Source organism: Micromonospora maris AB-18-032 (assembly GCF_000204155.1).
Taxonomy (GTDB): domain Bacteria; phylum Actinomycetota; class Actinomycetes; order Mycobacteriales; family Micromonosporaceae; genus Micromonospora; species Micromonospora gifhornensis.
Genome location: NC_015434.1, coordinates 785,533 through 804,063, shown reverse-complemented (window position 1 = coordinate 804,063; position 18,531 = coordinate 785,533). Strand labels below are relative to the sequence as shown.

At 71.3% G+C, this 18,531-nt stretch carries 16 protein-coding genes, 1 tRNA gene and 1 pseudogene; 4 read left to right on the top strand and 14 right to left on the bottom strand.

Annotated elements, in window-relative coordinates; genetic code table 11:
* Positions 1-92: 92 nt before the first annotated feature.
* On the top strand, positions 93-947 hold the full coding sequence (locus VAB18032_RS03800) for a LysR family transcriptional regulator (protein ID WP_198408948.1): 855 nt from the start codon (positions 93-95) through the stop codon (positions 945-947).
* Here the strand turns inward: VAB18032_RS03800 and VAB18032_RS03795 are convergent, their stop codons facing one another.
* Both VAB18032_RS03795 and VAB18032_RS03790 read right to left on the bottom strand, forming a co-directional pair.
* Positions 948-2,189, bottom strand: a complete 1,242-nt coding sequence (locus VAB18032_RS03795; RefSeq protein WP_043719621.1) for an NAD(P)-binding domain-containing protein — start codon at positions 2,187-2,189, stop codon at positions 948-950.
* Positions 2,190-2,202: 13 nt separating this feature from the next.
* Positions 2,203-2,751 carry an OsmC family protein gene (locus VAB18032_RS03790; RefSeq protein WP_013731457.1) on the bottom strand — a complete coding sequence of 183 codons (549 nt, stop codon included), beginning with the start codon at positions 2,749-2,751 and terminating at the stop codon, positions 2,203-2,205.
* A gap of 100 nt (positions 2,752-2,851) precedes the next feature.
* Between VAB18032_RS03790 and metX the strand changes: the two genes are divergently transcribed.
* Genes metX through VAB18032_RS03775 form a run of 3 tightly spaced genes read left to right on the top strand, consistent with a single transcriptional unit; the run spans position 2,852 to position 5,893 of the window.
* On the top strand, positions 2,852-4,084 hold the full coding sequence (metX, locus tag VAB18032_RS03785) for a homoserine O-acetyltransferase MetX (RefSeq protein ID WP_013731456.1): 1,233 nt from the start codon (positions 2,852-2,854) through the stop codon (positions 4,082-4,084).
* Positions 4,081-5,403 (top strand): O-acetylhomoserine aminocarboxypropyltransferase/cysteine synthase family protein, encoded by a 1,323-nt coding sequence (locus tag VAB18032_RS03780; RefSeq protein WP_013731455.1) that lies wholly within the window; start codon positions 4,081-4,083, stop codon positions 5,401-5,403. Before metX ends, VAB18032_RS03780 begins: the two co-directional genes overlap by 4 nt.
* Before the next feature lie 7 nt (positions 5,404-5,410).
* Positions 5,411-5,893: a CoA-binding protein gene (locus VAB18032_RS03775; RefSeq protein ID WP_013731454.1), complete on the top strand. Its 483-nt coding sequence runs from the start codon at positions 5,411-5,413 to the stop codon at positions 5,891-5,893.
* Between the two features lie 9 nt (positions 5,894-5,902).
* On the opposite strand, the gene VAB18032_RS03770 is transcribed toward VAB18032_RS03775, so the two are convergent.
* The 12 genes and pseudogenes from VAB18032_RS03770 to VAB18032_RS03715 all read right to left on the bottom strand — a co-directional run bounded on the left by VAB18032_RS03770 (position 5,903) and on the right by VAB18032_RS03715 (position 18,481).
* Positions 5,903-6,646, bottom strand: a complete 744-nt coding sequence (locus tag VAB18032_RS03770) for an SDR family oxidoreductase (RefSeq protein ID WP_013731453.1) — start codon at positions 6,644-6,646, stop codon at positions 5,903-5,905.
* Positions 6,647-6,724: 78 nt separating this feature from the next.
* Positions 6,725-7,870: an RNA polymerase sigma factor gene (locus tag VAB18032_RS03765; RefSeq protein ID WP_013731452.1), complete on the bottom strand. Its 1,146-nt coding sequence runs from the start codon at positions 7,868-7,870 to the stop codon at positions 6,725-6,727.
* A gap of 4 nt (positions 7,871-7,874) precedes the next feature.
* Positions 7,875-8,282, bottom strand: a complete 408-nt coding sequence (locus VAB18032_RS03760) for a YciI family protein (RefSeq protein WP_013731451.1) — start codon at positions 8,280-8,282, stop codon at positions 7,875-7,877.
* An 85-nt stretch (positions 8,283-8,367) separates the two neighbouring features.
* On the bottom strand, positions 8,368-9,348 hold the full coding sequence (locus VAB18032_RS03755) for a DUF2804 domain-containing protein (RefSeq protein WP_013731450.1): 981 nt from the start codon (positions 9,346-9,348) through the stop codon (positions 8,368-8,370).
* Entirely contained in the window at positions 9,314-10,132 is an 819-nt protein-coding gene (locus VAB18032_RS29905) for a MerR family transcriptional regulator (RefSeq protein WP_013731449.1), read from the bottom strand. Before VAB18032_RS29905 ends, VAB18032_RS03755 begins: the two co-directional genes overlap by 35 nt.
* 2 nt (positions 10,133-10,134) lie before the next feature.
* A complete protein-coding gene (locus tag VAB18032_RS03745; RefSeq protein ID WP_013731448.1) occupies positions 10,135-11,385 on the bottom strand; it encodes an MFS transporter in 1,251 nt (416 codons plus the stop codon).
* A gap of 219 nt (positions 11,386-11,604) precedes the next feature.
* Positions 11,605-11,678: transfer RNA gene (locus VAB18032_RS03740), tRNA-Ala, on the bottom strand.
* Between the two features lie 465 nt (positions 11,679-12,143).
* Positions 12,144-13,085 carry a hypothetical protein gene (locus VAB18032_RS31115; protein WP_193386289.1) on the bottom strand — a complete coding sequence of 314 codons (942 nt, stop codon included), beginning with the start codon at positions 13,083-13,085 and terminating at the stop codon, positions 12,144-12,146.
* A 189-nt stretch (positions 13,086-13,274) separates the two neighbouring features.
* Positions 13,275-13,916: a GNAT family N-acetyltransferase gene (locus VAB18032_RS03730; protein WP_013731446.1), complete on the bottom strand. Its 642-nt coding sequence runs from the start codon at positions 13,914-13,916 to the stop codon at positions 13,275-13,277.
* 20 nt (positions 13,917-13,936) lie between these two features.
* Positions 13,937-15,250 carry a molybdopterin molybdotransferase MoeA gene (locus VAB18032_RS03725; protein WP_013731445.1) on the bottom strand — a complete coding sequence of 438 codons (1,314 nt, stop codon included), beginning with the start codon at positions 15,248-15,250 and terminating at the stop codon, positions 13,937-13,939.
* Entirely contained in the window at positions 15,247-16,200 is a 954-nt protein-coding gene (locus tag VAB18032_RS03720; RefSeq protein ID WP_013731444.1) for a UTP--glucose-1-phosphate uridylyltransferase, read from the bottom strand. The genes VAB18032_RS03725 and VAB18032_RS03720 overlap by 4 nt, the downstream gene beginning before the upstream one ends.
* 9 nt (positions 16,201-16,209) lie before the next feature.
* A pseudogene (locus tag VAB18032_RS03715) lies at positions 16,210-18,481 on the bottom strand (GGDEF domain-containing protein).
* Between the last annotated feature and the right edge of the window lie 50 nt (positions 18,482-18,531).

Here is an 18,531-nt window from a genome sequence, read left to right as displayed (position 1 = left end):
GGTGGCTCGGCGGTCGGTGGCTCCGTTACACCGAAGCGGTGCGCTGTCATACCCGGCCGGTATCACCGCAGTATCGTCGGATGGTGGATACGCTGGAGACCCGCGAGCTGAGGTACTTCGTCGCGGTCGCCGAGGAACTGCACTTCAGCCGGGCGGCCCAGCGCCTCGGCATCGCTCAGCCGCCCCTGTCCCGGGCGATCGCACAACTCGAACGGCGTCTCGGTGTGACCCTGTTCGAACGCGACCGTCGGGGTGTCACCCTCACCGGCGCGGGTCAGGTGCTGCTCGACGAGGCCCGTGCCATCCTCGACGCGACCACCGCCGCCGCGCGCCGTACCCGACGGGCTGCCTCCGCCCCGGACCGGCTGGCGCTGGCGACGAAGGCCGGCGCGAATCACGAGCTGTTGCGGAAGCTTCTTGACGCCCACGCGGCCCAGCCGGGCGCGGCCGAGGTCGACGTGCTGTTGTGCGGCATGGGCGACCAGGCGCGGATGCTACGTGACGGCCGCGCCGACGCCGCCCTCATGCAGCGCCCCTTCGACGACCTCGCCGGATTCGACACCGAGGACCTGCTCACCGAGCAACAGGTCGCCATCCTGCCCGCCGGGCATCCCCTCGCCGCGCGTACGTCGCTGACCATGGCCGAGATCGGTGACGTACCGGATCTTCCGGTCGCCCGCTGGCCTCGACAGGACGGCAGCTACGAGCCCGGCCCCGGCCCCGAGATCCACGATCAGGCGCAACTGGCCCAGCTGATCGCCCTCGGTCGCACCATGGCCGTCCTCTGCGCGTCGTCCCGGTCGTGGCTGTGGAACGCGCACGCCGCCGTCCCCCTGACCGACTCGCCGCACGTCACCACCGTGCTCGCCTGGCCGTCGCACAGCCGTTCCCGGGCCGTCGCCGGGCTCGTCCGCACGGCAGCCCGACAGGTTCCGCCGGCCGGTTGATCAGATTGCCGGCGCCGGGAGGTTCTTCGCCAGGTGGTCGACCACGGCGCAAGCGTCGTCCTCGATGCCACTGATGAAGGTGGATCGGCGTCGCCGCAGCAGCGGCAGGCCCAGGGCGTACAGGCCGGGGCTGTCGAGCACGCCCCCTTCGTGGCGCAGCCGCCCCTTCTCGTCGACCACCGGCACGTCGAGCCACCGGTAGTCGGGGCGGAACCCGGTCGCCCAGACGATCGTGCCCACCTCACCGCCGCGCAGGTCCAGACGCAGCCGGGTCGAGGCGGCGACCGCCGTCGGCGCGAACTCCTCCGGCGGCCCGACCTCGGCGTCGTGGCCGGTGGTCCGGGCCCACTCGTCGAAGCCGGCCAGCAGGCGTCGCATCTTGAGGTCGGCGAGCGAACAGACGTTGCGCAGCCCGCCGGAGAACAGCGCCGTGCCGTCGCGTACGGCGGCCAGCCGGCCGACAAGTTCGACGCCGAGCGCGGTGAGCGCGTTGAGGTCGAGGGTGCTGCGCTCCGGGGTGCCGACGAGTTGCGGCGACGGCAGGCGGCGGGCCCGAGTGAGGTCGTCGACCTCGTCGTACCGCTGGTCCCACACGCCCGAGGCGTCCATCCACCACAGCACGTCGCGTCCCCGGTACACGCGTGGCAGCCGCACGTGCTCGCCCGTCGCCAGGATCACCTGCCGGCCGGAGCGTTGCAGCTCGGCCGCGAGTTGCACACCGGTCGCCGACCCGCCCACCACCAGTACGCCGCCCTCGGCGACCTGATCCGGGCCCCGGTAGTCGAAGGGTGTCAGCTGCGCGACGGTGGTCGGCACCTGGGCGCTGATCGCGGGCACCGTCGGCACGTTGCAGGCGCCGCTGGCGAGGACCACCGCCTGGCAGCGCAGGTCACCCCGGCTGGTGGCGAGCAGATACCCGTCGCCGTCGCGCCGCAACGACTCGACGTTCGTGCCGGTACGCACCGGCGCGGCCGAGACGGCGGCGTACTGCTCGATGAACTCGACCACCTCGCCCATCGTCAGGTACCCGTCCGGGTCCGGCCCCTGGTAGCGGTGGCCGGGCAGCCGGTTCAGCCAGTTGGGGGTGAGCAGTCTCAGGGAGTCCCACCGCTCGTGCCGCCACGAGTTGGCGATCTCCCCGCGTTCGAGCACGACATGGTCGATCGCCCGGTCGCTGAGGAAGTGGCTCGCCGCCAGGCCGGCGTGCCCGGCCCCGACGACGACCGTGGTGACGTGCTCGATCGCTCGGCCCGCCTCAGGCCACTTCGACCGTGACGTCGGTCGGGTTGGTGAGCGCGTCGAAAACGGCCGATCGCTTCTGCGACTGGGCCACCAGCGCCTGGATATCCTCCTTGGAGGCGTCCGCGTCGATGTTGAAGGTGACCTTGATGTCGTTGAAGCCGTTCCGGACGTCGCCGTCGACGCCGAGGATGCCCCGGATGTCGTGGCTGCCCTCGACCGTCGAGGAGACCGACCGCAGCTGGATGCCCCGGTTCTGGGCGACGGACGCCACGCCGGCGGTCAGGCAGCTGGCCAGGCCGACGAGGAGGTACTCGATCGGGGTGATGCCGTTGTCCTCGGCGGCGAAGACCTCGGGGTGGTCGGCGGAGAACTCCGCCCTGGTCTTGTGGGACTGCTCCTGGCCGAGCCCGAAGAACTTCTCGATCGTGGTGGTGCTGTGCACGCCCTTCTCCCACCTGGACGACGCGCGCCAGGTGAACTGGGCGGCCTCGGGGGCGCCCTTGAGCGCCTCCCGCGCGTCAAGCAGTGCCTGCACGTTCACCCCGTTGTCGACAGTCGACATGCGAAGAATCTCCCGTTCTGCCCGAATTTCCTAGAAGACCTATCGAGATAATCGACAATACACTGGCCCGGCCGGAGTTTGGCTAGCTATCATCGCCCGCATGGCTGCAGCGACCCTGTCGGCCGGCTCGGTCGGCAGCGTCGAGACGCAGCACCTGGACCTGCCGGCCCCACTACCCCTCGATTGTGGACGCGAGCTGTACCCGGTCCGGGTGGCCTACGAGACGTACGGCACCCTCTCGCCGCAGCGCGACAACGTCATCCTCGTCTGCCACGCGCTCAGCGGCGACGCGCACGCGGCCGGCTTCGCCAAGACCCCACCGGCGGCCAGCACGCGCGACGGGTTCGGGGCCGAGGGCCGTGACCGCCCGGCCGACAAAGGCCTCGGCTGGTGGGACGGCATGATCGGCCCCGGCAAGGCCTTCGACACCGACCGCTACTTCGTCGTCGCCACGAATTTGATCGGCGGCTGCCGCGGCACGACCGGCCCCTCCTCGACCGACCCGGCCACCGGCCGCCCGTACGGCTCGGATTTTCCGGTCCTCACCGTGGCCGACATGGTGCGCTGCCAGCGGGCTTTCCTCGACGTGCTCGGCATCGAACGGCTCGCGGCCGTGGCCGGCGGATCGCTCGGCGGCATGCAGGCGCTGGAATGGGCCGTCCGCTACCCCGACCAGGTCGACGCCATCGTGGTGATCGCCTCCACGCACGCCCTGCACCCGCAGGGCGTCGCCTGGAACGCGATCGCCCGGGAATCGATCATGCGCGACCCCGCCTGGCAGGACGGCCACTACTACGGCACCGGCCGGGCACCCGAGGCCGGCATGGGCGTGGCCCGGATGCTCGGGCACATCACCTACCTGTCCGCGCCCGCGCTGACCGACCGGTTCGGCCGGCGGTTGCAGTTCGCCGACAACATCCGCTACACCTTCCGGGACCCGGAATTCGAGGTCGAGAGCTACCTGCAACACCAGGCGGCGTCGTTCGTCCGGCGTTTCGACGCCAACACCTACCTCTACCTGTCCCGCGCGTTGACCTACTTCGACCTCGCTCGGGAACACGGCGCGGGGTCCCTTCGGCGGGCGCTGGCCGGTGTGTCGGCCCGGACGCTGCTGATCGCCTTCAGCTCCGACTGGCTCTACCCACCGGCCGCCTCCGCCGAGATCGAGGAAGCCCTGCACTCCCTCGGTAAGCCGGTCGAGTTCCACCTGATCGAAGCACCCTACGGCCATGACAGCTTCCTGCTCGAGGAAGCCCAGCAGACCCCCATCGTCCGTCGCTTCCTGGCCGAGCAGTGCGCCGGCGAGCGTCGGAGAGCAACGAGGAATCCGTGACAGAACAGCCGAACCGCATCGAGGAAGCCCACGAGTTCGGGTTCGAGACCCGGCAACTGCACGCCGGGCAACGCCCGGACCCGAACACGGGCGCACGGGCGGTGCCGATCTTCCAGACCACCAGCTACGTCTTCGAGGACCCGGAGTCGGCCGCCGCCTACTTCAACCTCCAGGAGTACGGCAACACCTACTCACGGATCATGAATCCGACCGTCGCGGTGTTCGAGGAGCGGATCGCCAACCTCGAAGGCGGTGCTGGTGGGGTGGCCTTCTCCAGCGGGATCGCCGCCCAGGCGGCGGCGTTGTTCACCCTGCTGGAGCCGGGCGACCACGTCGTCGCCTCCGCAGCCCTGTACGGCGGCACGGTCAACCAGCTCAAGCACCTGCTGCGCAAGATGAACGTGGAGCTGAGCTGGGTCGATCCCGACGACCCGGAGGCCTGGCGCAAGGCGGTACGCCCGAACACGAAGGCGTTCTTCGGCGAGACGATCGGCAACCCCGGCGGGAACGTGCTGGACATCGAGACGGTGGCGGGCATCGCCCACGAACACGAACTGCCGATGGTCGTGGACAACACCTTCGCCACGCCGTACCTCTGCCGACCCATCGAGTGGGGCGCCGACATCGTGGTCCACTCGGCGACCAAGTTCATCGGCGGACACGGCACCAGCATCGGTGGCGTGGTCGTGGAAGCGGGCACCTTCAACTGGTCGAACGGCCGGTTCCCGGTCATCGCCGACCCGTCACCGGCCTACCACGGCCTCCAGTTCCACGAGACGTTCGGCACGTACGGCTATCTGATGAAGCTGCGCGCCGAGACGCTGCGTGATCTCGGCGGCGCACTCGCACCGTTCAACGCGTTCCTGTTCCTTCAGGGTCTGGAGACGCTGTCGCTGCGGATGGAACGGCACGTCGCCAACGCTCGGCGCGTGGCGTCCTTCCTCGAATCGCACCCGCTGGCCTCCAACGTCACCTATCCGGGTCTGCCTGGCAGCAGATACCAGCCACTGGTGGCCAAGTACCTACCACGTGGCCCGGGGGCGGTGTTCTCGTTCGACTGTGCCGGTGGGCGCGACGGTGGGCAGAATCTGATCCGGGGCGTGACGCTCTGGTCCCACCTCGCCAACGTCGGCGATGCCAAGAGCCTGATCATCCACCCGGCGAGCACCACCCACCGGCAGTTGAGCGACGACGAGTTGCGGGCGGCCGGAGTCGGGCCGGGGACCGTACGCCTGTCGGTCGGCACCGAATCCGTCGAGGATCTGATCTGGGACCTCGAACAGGCCTTCGAGCACGTCGCCGCGGCCGGAGAGAGGTGACGAGCGCATGTTCGAAATCGGGCGATACCAGGACGTGTCAACCATTCAGCGCGCCCTGCACACCACGCGGACGATCGCGGTCGTCGGCCTGTCCGCCAACCAACTGCGGGCCAGCAACTTCGTCGGCTACTACCTGAAGCGACACGGCTATCGGATGATCCCGGTCAATCCCCGAGAGACCGAGATCCTCGGCGAGCGCAGCTACCCGAGCCTGGCCGACGTACCGGTGCCGGTGGACATCGTGAACGTCTTCCGGGCACCGGGCGCCCTGCCGCAGATCGCCCGCGAGGCGGTCGCGATCAAGGCCAAGACGCTGTGGACCCAGTTCGGCGTGATCAACGAGGAGGGCGCCCGGATCGCCGAGGAGGGCGGCCTCACGGTCATCCTGGATCGGTGTCTCAAGGTCGAGCATGCCCGCTACGTGGGCCGGATGCACTGGCTCGGCTTCAACACCCAGCGTGTCACCTCCGTGCGGGGCGGGCTTCAGTAGCCCACCCCGTCAGGCCGTGGCACCGCCGTCGACGGCGATCGACGCGCCGCTGATGTGCCGCCCGCCGTCGCCGACGAGGTGGCTGACCGTGGCCGCCACGTCGGCCGGGGAGGCGTACCGGCCAAGGGCGATCTGGGCGCGCTGGGCGTCGGCAGCGGCGCTGTCCGCCGGATTCATGTCGGTGTCGGTGGAACCGGGCAGGATCAGGTTGACGGTGATGCCACGCGGGCCGAGTTCCCGGGCCAACGCCCGGGTCAGCCCGTTGACCGCGCTCTTGGTCATCGCGTACGCGCTCACCCCGGGCGCCGCCACCCGGCTGGAAAAGCTGCTGCCGATGTTGACGATCCGCCCACCGGCGCCCATGTGGCGGACCGCCGCCTGGGTGGCCAGGTACACCCCGCGCACGTTCACCGCGACCGCCCGGTCGAGGTCTTCGAAGCTGACCGACTCGATCGGCCCGCCGGCGAACACCCCGGCGTTGTTGACCAGGATGTCCAGCCGCCCGAACTCGGCGACGGTCCGCTCGACCGCACCCACGATCGCCACCGGGTCGGCACTGTCCGCGCTTATCGACAAACCTCGCCGACCGTACGCCTCGATGTCGGCGACCACGGCCTTCGCGCTCGCCTCGGCGGCGCGGTAGGTGAACGCGACGTGGATGCCGTCCTCGGCCAGCCGGCGCGCGACGGCGGCGCCGATGCCCCGGCTTCCGCCCGTGACAAGTGCAACCCTGTGCCCAGATCGAACCGTCATGACTGCAATCCTGACAGTCGACTCAGGACGCGAGTCGACCGGGTCGCTGGTTGACTGACCCCGCGATCAGCCGGCGCTTCAGCGGGACAGGCTGGTGTTGAGGCGTGCCGCCTGGCGGGTCAGGTGATCCCGCTCGGCGAGGTTGGGGGCCTTGCGGGCGGCCTCGGCGTACAGGCGCGCCGCCGTCACCGGGTTGCCGTCGCGCTCGTGCAGGTACGCCGCGACCGCCGTGTGCCGGGGCAGCGACTCGTCCAGCACCGCGAGCGCCGCCAGACCGGCACGCGGACCGTCGGCCTCCCCGACGGCGACCGCCCGGTTGAGTCGTACGACCGGGCTGTCGGTCAGGTGCGCGAGTTCGTCGTACCACTCGACGATCTGCACCCAGTCGGTCTCCTCGGCGGCGCGGGCGTCGGCGTGCAGTGCCGCGATGGCGGCCTGGGCCTGGAACTCGCCCAGTCGGTCCCGCGCGAGCGCCGCCTGGAGGATCGCGATGCCCTCGGCGATCGCGGTGGTGTCCCAGCGACCCCGGTCCTGCTCGGCGAGCGGCACCAGGCTGCCGTCCGGCGCGGTCCGGCTCGCACGGCGGGCATGGTGCAGCAGCATGAGGGCGAGCAGCCCCGCCACCTCGGGATGGTCGATCACCGCTGCGAGTTGCCTGGTCAGCCGGATCGCCTCGGCGGCCAGGTCGACGTCACCCGAGTAGCCCTCGTTGAAGACCAGGTACAGCACCCGCAGCACGGTGGCGACGTCGCCCGGCTGGTCGAACCGCACCACCGAGACGGTGCGCTTGGCCCGGCTGATGCGCTGCGCCATGGTCGCCTCGGGCACCAGGTACGCCTGGGCGATCTGGCGGGTGGTCAGCCCGCCGACCGCGCGCAGCGTGAGCGCGACGGCCGACGACGGCGTCAGCGACGGATGGGCGCAGAGGAAGTACAGCGCCAGCGTGTCGTCCACCGAGGGTGCGGGCCCGGGTGCCGGTTCCTCGTCGAGGAGGTCCTCCCGCCGGCGGCGTGCGGCGTCCGCCCGGGCCACGTCGAGAAACCGACGCCAGGCCACGGTGATCAGCCAGCGTTGCGGATCCCGTGGCGGCTCGGTGGGCCACGTCCGGATCGCCTCGACCAGCGCGTCCTGGACGGCGTCCTCGGCCGCCGCGAAGTCGGCTCCGCGGCGGACGAGGGCCCCGAGCACGCCCGGGATGAGGCTCCGGAGCAGTGCCTCGTCCATCAGGTCACTGCGTGATGGTGGGCGGCGCGGCCAGGAATGGGCGCACCTCCAGCCACTCGTGGATCGGCTTGCCGCCCGCCCCCGGCGCGGCCGACAACTCCCCGGCCAACTCGATGGCCCGCTGGTAGCTGTCGACGTCGATGATCATCCACCCGGCGATGAGATCCTTGGTCTCGGCGAACGGACCGTCCGTGACCGGTGGACGACCCTCCCCGTCGTACCGTACGAAGGTCCCCTCCGGGGCGAGCGCCTGGCCGTCAACGAACTCGCCCGTCGCCTCCAGCCGGGCCGCGAAGTCGCTCATGTACTGCATGTGCGCCGAGATCTCCTCCGGCGTCCACTGGTCCATGGGCACGTCGTTGACCGCAGCCGGCGCACCGCGGTAGTGCTTGAGCAGCAGATACTTCGCCATGGTGGTTCTCCTCGATGCCTGTGCGACCCATTCTGGCCGCTTCCACCCAGGGGACGGAGCCAACCACCGGATCTCGACATCCCCGCTACCAGCGATTGCGCGCTTCCTCGGCCCAACCGACCAGACCGTCCAGGTCGACCCGCTCACCATCATCGGTCGTCGCCCAGCCGGTGAAGTGCCCGAAACACTGGTGTGTCTCGTTGGCGAGCACACCGAGGTTCGTCCGGGCCACCTTCTCGTGGAACGGGTGGAACCGTACGTCCACCCGCTCGCCGTTGATCCGCCACGGCCGCAGCCAGTCGGCGCGGTCGTACTCCCAGCGCAACTCGTCGCCGATCTTGTGCAGGCGGCCGTCGACGAAGAGGCCGTTCTCGGTCGAGCCGGTGCCGTCGGTCCACCGGCCGCCGAGTTGGATGGCCCGGCCCGGGCCGCTGCCGGCGGCCCAGTTCCAGCGGATCGAGTACGGCCACCGCCCGCGCCCATGATCCAGTACGGCGAAGGAGTCGGCGTCGTCGACCACGTGCGGCACCCCGTCGACCCGCAGGGTGCCGTGCACCGGGCGACCGACGTCCTTGACCGTGTACTGGAACCGGCGACTGCTCCAGGGCACCACCACGCCGAGCGACTCGTGCCCCGGCGGCAGCGGCACCACCAGATCGACCTCGATGCCTGCGGCGCTGGCCCGGATCGTGGTCCCCGTCGCCGACTGGTCGATGTCGATCGAGATCCCGCCGCCACGGGCCCGCACCTCACCCGCCCCGCTGACCGGCGGGAAGGCGGTGCCGCGCGCGAACGGCACCACCGCGCCGCGGTCGATCTCGACCTTCGTCGTACGGTCGAGCACGTAGAGGCTGTGCACCCCGGCGTAGTCCAGCGACGAGGCGACCAGGCCGACGATGTGCTGCGGGGTGACGATCCCCCAGTACTCCCACCGCTTGTTGCGGCCCCAGCCACGCAGGTTCGCCCGGTGTACGGGACGACGACTCCACCCCACCGCGTCGGGCCAGAGCCGTCCGTCGGCCAGACACAGGTCAACCGGCTCGGTGATCTCCTTCTCGTGCGTCACGACGCGAGCGTAGCCACTGCTCATCGCCTTGCCGCTGCATGGTTTCGCCTGGGGTGCTGCCCCCAGTCTCGGAGGGCAACTGGTCGTGGATGAGACGCATGACGCGCCGTTGGGCCTGGTTCATGTTCTCGGCCGCGACCGCGCCGACGACATCGGCGTTCGCCCGACCGCTGCCGATGTCCGGGAACGTCTCGTAGTTGGCGGCGATGAATGTCTTGAGCGCGGTGGCCGCGCGACCGGCGAGGGTGACGATCTCGTCCTCCGACGCCTCGGCGGGTAGTTCGAGGATCGCCGTGTTGATGCGTCTCAACTCCTCGGGTACGCCTTCGAGGACCGCGACGAGAGCGGCCATGTCCTCCCGCGGGATCAGGTGGGACAAGATGATCGCGACGTCACGTGATGCGGGGTCGCGTCCCAGTGTCTCCATGGCAACCAGCGCTTCCGGTGACAGGTCGGGCGAGACACCGAGGCGGATCAGCTCGTCGATCTCGGCGCGGATGCGTTCGAGTCTGCCGATCGTGGTGTCGAGTTCCGCACGTAGCCCGTGCAACGACTCCTGGCCGTACTCCTCCGATTTGAGCATGCGCGCCACGTCGTCCAGAGCGAACCCGAGACCGCTGAGCCGGCTGATGCGCAGCGCGAGAATGAGATGCCGCGCGCCGTACTGTTTGTAACCGTTCGTCAGGCGCTCCGGTTCGGGAAGCAGCCCGATGTCATGCCAGTGGCGGATCGACCGCAGGGTGACCCCTGCCAGGTCCGCGAGTTGCCGAGTGCTCCACGCCACGATCAGCCCTCTGCTTCCGCTGCCGGATTCAGCCTGTCCAACGACCGGAAGGCGGGGGCGCAGAGCGCGACGATGACGGTCAGCACGATGACGACCGCGAGCCCGATGCCGGCCATCTCCAGCCCGCGACCCGAAGCGATCGCGGCGATGGGGGCCGCGGTGAGCGCGGGGGCGGCGAGCATGAGCGCATTCTGTACGCCGAGCACCCGTCCGCGCAGCTGGTCAGGGGTCGCCTCGATGGTTGCCACGCCCAACACCGCCGACATGGGACCGTTCGTCAATCCGATGAACACGGCTGCGGCGAGCACCAGCCACGGCGCTGCCAGCAGACCGATCACGGTGAACCCGATGCCGACGCCGACCATCCCGACCACGAACCAGGTACGACGCGACACCTTGCCCACTGTCGCCGCGTAGATGACGGCGCTGACCAGGCTGCCGGCCGCGATCCCCATCGCGGCGAAACCGCTGAACTCGGGCAGATTCTCGCCCGTGAAGTAGGCAGGCATGATCGTGGTCTGCAACGCCACGATCACCGCGATGAGCACCGCCGACAGCATGCTCACCCCCAGCACCAGCCGATGCCCGAGCAGGAACCGCCACCCGGCCACCAGATCAGCGACCACGGTACGCACACCCGCCCGCGCGGCAGCCCCGTCCCGCCGGTTGACTTCTCCCGCCCTCGGCGACATCGCGAACGACAGCAACGCCGCGGCAACACTCATCCCAGCCGTGATGAACAAGGTGGCGGAGTTCACCCCGACCAGCCACACCAGCAACCCGCCCAGACCGGGCCCGACCAGCACCAGCGCACCCGCCAACGCCTCGCGCACACCGACCAGCCGGTCCAACGCGCCCGGCTTACCCCCGTCGAGTTCAACAAGCCGGGGCAGCAACGTCTCCCGCGCCGTCATCCCCGGCATGTCACCGAACGAGCCGAGCACGCCCAGCACAATGAACCACGTCAGGTTCAACCCCCACAGGGCGTCCACGACCGGCAATGCCGCGACCGACACCGCCGACAGCACATCGCTGACAATCGACACGGTCCGCCGGTTGACCAGGTCCACGATCACCCCGGCCAGCACGCCGACGACCGCAGCGACAGCGGCGGTCACCGAGGCAAGAATCCCGGCCGCGAGAATGTCACCCGTCTGCGCAAGCACCAGCAGCGGAAACAGGACCGACGCGACCCCGTTCCCCAGCAGAGACAGGCTGTACGACCCCAGATAAGCCCACGTGCTTCGACCCATGCGCCAAGGACACACCATGCCGCCACGGCACAGTCAAACCCTGACCACCGTCCCGGCCGCCACACAGCCACCAGCAGCGCAGCGCTGGCCACCTCTTTCGAGGCCTCGCCGGAAGGATCAGAAGCGGCACCAGAAGCAAGCCGGCCGCGCTACTGCCTCATTGCCGCACAAGATCGAAAAAGGCCGTCTCCGACGAGCGGAAACGGCCTTTGAACTGGGTGGAGCTGAGGGGATTTGAACCCCTGACCCCCTCGATGCGAACGAGGTGCGCTACCGGTCTGCGCCACAGCCCCTCCGCCGGTAAACCGGCGTCGGTCCCACCCGGCTGTCACCGGGCGGGCCGGTGCCAAGGCTAACAGGTCGACCACCTCCACCGCGAACCGCCCCGCCCAGCCGCCCCGCCTCCGCTTCAGGGTGGTCGCGCAAGTTCGGCGATGTTGCGGTGTCTGCGCCAGTCGTATACCGCAACATCGGCGAAATGAAGTCGATCACGCGCCGCCGCGAGCCGCGAGGGCCGGGATACGACGGCCAGGCGCGGGAGGCCGTCCGCACGGAGGGCCAGGCGCGCCGGCCGACCGGACGCGAGCCGACCGGACGCGAGCCGACCAGGCGTGGGGAGACCCGGCGTGGGGAGACCCGGCGTGGGGAGACCCGGCGTGGGGAGACCCGGCGTGGGGAGACCCGGCGTGGGGAGACCCGGCGTGGGGAGACCGCGCGTGGAGGGCCGTGCGTGGAGGCCGCGCGTGGGGGCGAGGCGGTCAGGCGGAGTGGGAGCCTCGGCCGGCTTCGTAGGGGCGGCCGCGGAGACCGCCGGTGCGGCGGTAGGAGACCGAGCCGCCGTTGGCGGCGGGTGGTAGGTCGGCAGGGCGGTCGAGGCCCATGGCGGCGCGCCGGACGGCTTCCCGCTGGGCGGCCAGGCGACGTTGGGCCTCGCGGCGGGCGGCGGCACGGCGGGCCTGCTCGCGGCGTACCTCGGCTTGGCGGGCGGCGAGCCAGGCGGCTTCGCGGGCGCGGGCGCGGCGGCGACGCTGGTCGGCAAGCGCGCGGGCGCGCAGGTGTACGACGTACACCAGCAGGAGGGTGGCGGTGACCGCGAAGCTGATCCAGAAGCCGGGGCCGACCACCGCGACGCCGACCATCTCGACGGCGTTGAGCAGGAACAACGCGGCGAGCACCCGACGGCGACGGTAGATCGCCGGGGTGTGCGGGCGACGGCGGTCGGGACGGCGACGACCCCGACCTGCTGCGGGCGGCACGGACCGCAGCCGGCTCGGCCGCCCGGACCGACGCGACAGCGCCCCGCCGGACTCCCCGGAGCGGCCAGAACGCGCTCCACCGGACCGACCAGAAGGAGATCCACCGGACCGACCGGACGAAGGGCCACCGGAGCGGCCGGACGGTGAATCCGCCGGCTCGTCGGAGCGGCGGCGCTGAGCGGGTACGCCGGAGACCGGAGGGGCGAGTTCACCCGAGGCGGCATCCTCGCTGAGCGTGACGACGAGGGCGCGGGGCGCGTTGACGGGGCGGCGTCCGGGGACAGTACGGCGTCGTCGGCGGCGCTGGAGCACCCGCGCCGTCGACTGCGCCCGCTCCGCCACCAGCCGCTCGGCGGCGTCGTACCGGCGAACCAACGCCGGAGCGAGGGCGAGCAGACCGGCGGCGGCGAGGACGGCGAGGAGCACCGAGGTCGGCACCCTCACCCCTCCCGTCACCAGATTCGAAGCAACCGCCGACCGGCCGCAGAATCTTTCACCGAACGGCGTCGGCGACGTGAAACATGCGGAGCGGGCAGCGCCTGCCGCAGCTTGCAGTTACTTGAGGTTACGGGTCAGGGTCGCCGGAACCACCGCGCCGCGCCGATCCTGCACGTGGGACGCCTCACGGCGTGATCATGGCGTACGGGCACGTAGCCGGTGCCAGCGGGCCAGCAGCCCACCCTCGGCGGCGACTTCCTCACTGGTCATCGCGTATCCGATGTGGTCGCGCCAGGCGCCGTCGATGTGCATGTAGCGCGGGTGGTACGCCTCCTCGCGGAAGCCCAGCTTCTCCACCACCCGGCGCGACGGCCGGTTCTCCGGCCGGATGTTGACCTCCACCCGGTGCAGCCCACCCGGGCCGAAGGCGTGGTCGACGACGAGGGCCAACGCGGTCGGGATCACGCCCCGGCCGGCGACCCGGCGGTCCACCCAGTAGCCGACGTAGCCGGAGCAGAACGCGCGGCGCACGATGTTGCCCACGTTGATGTGCCCGACCAGACGCTCCTCGCCGTCGGCGTAGAGGCAGACCGCGAACGGCATGCCCTCACCGGTACGTGCCGATCGCCGCTGGTCGCGGTACACCCACCGGAAGGTGGCCGGCGAGTTCAGCTGGTCCCAGTCACCGCCCAGCGACGACTCCCAGGGGGCCAGCCACTCACGGTTGGCGCAGCGCACCTCCGACCAGGCCATCGCGTCGGAGCGCCGGTACGGCCGCAGGGTCACCGGACCGTCGGTGAGTACCGCCGGCCAGCCGGGTGCCTGTCGGAACCGCACCTGTCCTCCACGTTCCAGCGTCAGCGTCGGCGGTCGAGCAGCAGCACGTCCACCGTGGAGCCGGCGGCGGCGGCGGTCACCCGCTCGCCAAGTACGAGAAGTCCATTCGCCTCTGCCAGGCCGGAGAGGGTGAACGGGCCGCCATTGAGCGGTTGGACAGTGTAACCCCCGCCTCGCCGCTCGGCGACGTGCGCGGGCCGGAACTCGCGCAGACCGGCGGGTGAGGAGACGGTCTCCAGCAGGTGTGCCCGCACGCTGGGCCGGAAGACCGGTTCGGCGCCGGCGAGCAGGTTGATCGCCGGACGGGCCAGCACCTCGAAACCGATCATCGCGGCACCCGGGTCGCCGGGCAGGCAGACCACCGGCACCTCCTCGGCGCCGACCGTGCCGAAGCCGAGCGCGGTTCCGGGGTAGAGCGCCACGTCGGTGAAGGTGACCGGGCCGGCCCGGTTGCCCTCGCGGCGGGACAGGATGCGACGGACCATGTCACCCGGTCCGGTGCCGGTGCCGCCGGTGGTGATGATCAGGTCGGCCCGCAGCGTCTGGTCCTCCAGCAGGCCGCGCAGCCCTTCCGGGTCGTCGTCGCAGATGCCCACCCGGTACGCCAGCGCGCCCGCCTCCGCCGCGGCGGCGGTCAACGCGTGCGAGTTGGCGTCCACCACCTGACCGGGCTGGCTGCCCCGGCCCACGTCGACAAGTTCGTCGCCGGTGGCCACGATCACCACCCGCGGGCTGGGGCGGACCACCACGTGCCCGATGCCGGTGGCGGCGAGCACCGCCACCAGCGCCGGCGAGACGTACGTGCCGGAGCGGGCCAGCACCGCACCGGCGGCCACCTCCTCGCCGGTGCGGCGTACCCCGTATCCCCGCTTGGGGACGCGGAAGATCTCCACCGCCGCCATGCCCTGGTCGGTCCACTCCACCGGCACCACCACGTCGGCGGCGATCGGCAGCGGCGCACCGGCGGCGACCGAGAAGCACGAGCCCGGGGTGAGACGCACCGGACGCCAACTGGCCGCGCCCAGGTCACCGACCACATTGAGCCGTACGGTGCGGCCGGCGGCCCCGCCCGACTGGGCCGGGACGTAGATCGCGCCCCGGCCCCCGCCGGCGATGTCCTCCCAGCGCGCGGCGTACCCGTCCACGGCCGCCTGGTCGAAGGCCGGGAACGAGTGCGGCGCGACGACGTCCTCGGCGAGGACGTTGCCGTGCGCCTGGGTGAGGTCGAGGTCGAGTGGAGGCAGCGCGCGTAACCTGCGCAGCACACTGCCCAGGTAGTCGGCGAGCGGCGTCAACCCGTTTTCGGCCGCCTCGGCGTCGGCCGTCGCGGTCATGTATCCCGACCGCCCGACGCGTCGGAGTTGACGAATTCGGCAAGCCACTTGCGGAACTCGCTGCCCAGGTCCTCGCGCTCGGCGGCGATCTGCACCACGGTCTGGAGGTAGCCCAGCGGCATGCCGGTGTCGTAGCGGGTGCCCCGGTAGACGATCGCGTGCACCGGGGTGCCCTCGGTCCGCAGCAGTTCCATCGCGTCGGTCAGCTGGATCTCACCGCCACTGCCCGGCCGGGTGCGACGGATGGCATCGAAGATCTTGCCGGGCAGGACGTAGCGGCCCAGCACGGCGAGGTTGCTCGGCGCCTCTTCCGGCGTCGGCTTCTCGACCATGCCGGTGACCTTCACGACCTCGCCGATGTCGGTCAGCTCGGCCTCCGCCGGCTCGACCGAGGCGATGCCGTACCGCTTGGTCTCGGCCGGGTCGACCTCGAAGAATGCCAGCACCACGCCGCCGGTACGGGCCTGAAGCTCCAGCATGGCCGGCAGCAGCGGCTCGGAGGGCTTGACGAACTCGTCGCCGAGCAGCACCGCGAAGGGCTCGTCACCGACGTGCGACTCGGCGTACCCGACGGCGTGGCCGAGACCCAGCTGCTCGGGCTGCCGGCAGGTGTAGATGGCCGCCAGTTCTTCGGTCCGCTTGACGGCGGCCAGCAGGTCAGGTTTCTCCGCGAGCCGCTCCTCCAGGTCGGGCCGGCGGTCGAAGTGGTCGACCATCGATGTCTTGCCGCGGCCGGTGATCAGCAGAATGTCGCCGATGCCGGCCTGCGCGGCCTCCTCGACGATGTACTGCAACACCGGCCGGTCCACGACCGGCAACAGTTCCTTGGGAACCGCCTTGGTGGCCGGCAGGAACCGGGTCGCCAGGCCCGCAGCCGGGATCACGGCCTTGACGGCACGGGGGCGGCCGGTGGCGGCGGCCGCTGAGGGGTTCGCTGAGTGCTCCGACATGTCGCGAGACTATCGGCCACGGCCGCACCTCGGCGGGTGAGGACCGGAAGACGCGCCGCCCACCCGACCGGTTCAGCCGGTGCGGGGCACAACCGTCTCAGGCGGACTCGTCGCGTTCGGCCAAGGCACCGGTGGCGTCGACAGGACCAGCCCGGGGCAGGCCGTCGATCGGGCTGCTCGTCACGGCCGACACCGACATCTCCCGGGTGGGAGGCGCCGCGTGGGCGGCCCGTACACCGGTGCCGCCGTCGCCCGGGTCGGTGATCCGACTCGTGTCCTGCGCCACCCGCCAGGTGTCCCGGCCGGCCGCCTTGGCGGCGTAGAGCGCCTCGTCCGCCGCTTCCAGCACCCGCAGTCCGGTCTCGGCGTGATCGGGATAGACGGCGATGCCGATGGAGACGGTGAACCCGATGGACTCCTGCACGCCCGCGTGCCCCAACACGGTGACCGGTGTGTTGCGGGTCGCCGCGCCGAGCCGCTCGGCGACGATCGTGGCACCTCGGGCGTCGGTCTCCGGCAGCAGCACCACGAACTCCTCCCCACCCTGGCGGAAGGCGAGGTCCACCTCGCGGATCTCGCCGCGAACCCGGCGGGCGAACTCGGCCAGCACGGTGTCGCCGGCCGCATGCCCGTACGTGTCGTTGATCTTCTTGAACCGGTCGAGGTCGAGGACGAGGACACTGACCATCCGACCGAACCGGTTGGCCCGCTCCACCTCACGACGCAGCGACTCACGCAGGTAGCGGTAGTTCCACAGGCCGGTCAGCGGGTCGGTGAGCGACAGCCGTTGCGCCTCCTCGTGGACGCGTACGTTGTCCACCGCCACCGCCACGTGCCCGGCGAAGGTTTGCAGGGTTGCCAGGTCGTCGTCGTCGAACTCCTCCCCGCCGAGTCGGTCGTAGAGAGCGAGCACCCCCAACGGCCGGGCCGACGCCGCGGCGTGCGCCGGTTCCTCCCCGGCGCGGCTGTCCGCGGTTCTGCCGGCCTCCGGCGCGGCGAACGGCACCGCGATGTACGTCCCGCACCGCGGCTCGCCGGGGGCGGCGGCCTCCATCCGTCCCCGGCAGGGCTGGCCGGTGGCCGCGACCGCACCCACCACGCTGCCGCCCAGCGGCACCTGTGGTGTCCCGGTGCCGGCCCAGTGCTCGTCGAGGCCCTCGGTGCACTGCGCGACGAGCATCCCGCCCGGCTCGGTGAGCAGGACGGCGCCGGCCCGGGCTCCGGTCGCCGCGAGTGCGCTGTGCAGGATCACCCGCAGGATCCGTTGCAGGTCGTGCGTACTGGCCAGGGTGTCGCCGAGCACGGCGAGGTGGCCTCTCAGCTGGTCCCGGCTGCTGGCGAGCGCCGCCAGGTAGCCGCCGGCCTCCCGGGTCATCCGGTTGAACGCCTCGGCCAACCGGCCGATCTCGTCGCCGCTGCGTACCGGCACCCGGGCGGTCAGGTCCCCGGCGGCGACCCGGTCCACCGCGCCGGCCAGTTCCACGAGCGGCCGGGTGGTCACCCGGGCCAACCGCCACGCCACCGCCACGCCCAGCAGGGCCGCCAGCAGCACGACGGCGATCAGCACCGGGTAGAGCCCGGCTGGCTGGTCACTGGGCACCGACAGCACCAGTGGGAGGGGTTGCCCCGGGGTGGGGCCGACCCGCCGCAGGTAGCGCCCGTCGGGGGTGCTGGTCACGCCTTCCTCGTGCAGCGCAGAGGCGGCGGCCAGGACGGCCTCCGCGCCGCCGTCGGACTCGGTGGAGTGGGCCACCGTGAGGGTGGGGGCAGCACCGTCGAGCAGGGTCACCGCGACCCCGGTCACCGCCGCCAGTCGGGCGACGAGCATCGGGTCGACCGGCTGCGCCGCGGTGACCGTACCCAGCACCGCGCCGCCGATGTCGTGCAACTCGACCCGAACCGCGAGCGCGGCGACCGGCCCGGTCGGCCGGGCATGGTCGCCGCAGTCCCGCCAGGGGGCCGGCGGAGCGTTCGGGGTGGCCACGACGATCTGTCCGGTCACGTCGGTGACCTGCACGGCTGCGGCGAGTCCCCGCCCGACCACCTGGGTGGCGGCACCCCGGTGGTCGGCGGTCAGGGCGACAGCGTCCGCAGCGGCCCGTAACTGCTGGCAGAGAGCGTCGATCGAGGTACGCGCGGCAGCGGCGGCCACCGCCAGCCGTTCCGTGGCGCGGCTACGGTCCACCGCCGTCACGGTCGAGGCGACGAAGACGGCCCCGAACAGGATCGGGCCGAACGCCACGGCCAGGAAGGCTGCTGTCAACCGCCCGCGTAGCGTCAACACTTCCCCCCGGAAGTTGCGCGACCGTTGCCTGCGATGCTGACACAGAG

Excerpts from the sequence above, each read along its gene's own strand:
- VAB18032_RS03775 (WP_013731454.1), top strand. The coding sequence starts at position 5,411 with ATGTTCGAAATCGGGCGATACCAGGACGTGTCAACCATTCAGCGCGCC.
- VAB18032_RS03790 (WP_013731457.1), bottom strand. The coding sequence starts at position 2,751 with ATGTCGACTGTCGACAACGGGGTGAACGTGCAGGCACTGCTTGACGCG.
- metX (WP_013731456.1), top strand. The coding sequence starts at position 2,852 with ATGGCTGCAGCGACCCTGTCGGCCGGCTCGGTCGGCAGCGTCGAGACG.
- VAB18032_RS03745 (WP_013731448.1), bottom strand. The coding sequence starts at position 11,385 with ATGGGTCGAAGCACGTGGGCTTATCTGGGGTCGTACAGCCTGTCTCTG.
- VAB18032_RS03725 (WP_013731445.1), bottom strand. The coding sequence starts at position 15,250 with ATGACCGCGACGGCCGACGCCGAGGCGGCCGAAAACGGGTTGACGCCG.
- VAB18032_RS03770 (WP_013731453.1), bottom strand. The coding sequence starts at position 6,646 with ATGACGGTTCGATCTGGGCACAGGGTTGCACTTGTCACGGGCGGAAGC.
- VAB18032_RS03720 (WP_013731444.1), bottom strand. The coding sequence starts at position 16,200 with ATGTCGGAGCACTCAGCGAACCCCTCAGCGGCCGCCGCCACCGGCCGC.
- VAB18032_RS03765 (WP_013731452.1), bottom strand. The coding sequence starts at position 7,870 with ATGGACGAGGCACTGCTCCGGAGCCTCATCCCGGGCGTGCTCGGGGCC.
- VAB18032_RS03760 (WP_013731451.1), bottom strand. The coding sequence starts at position 8,282 with ATGGCGAAGTATCTGCTGCTCAAGCACTACCGCGGTGCGCCGGCTGCG.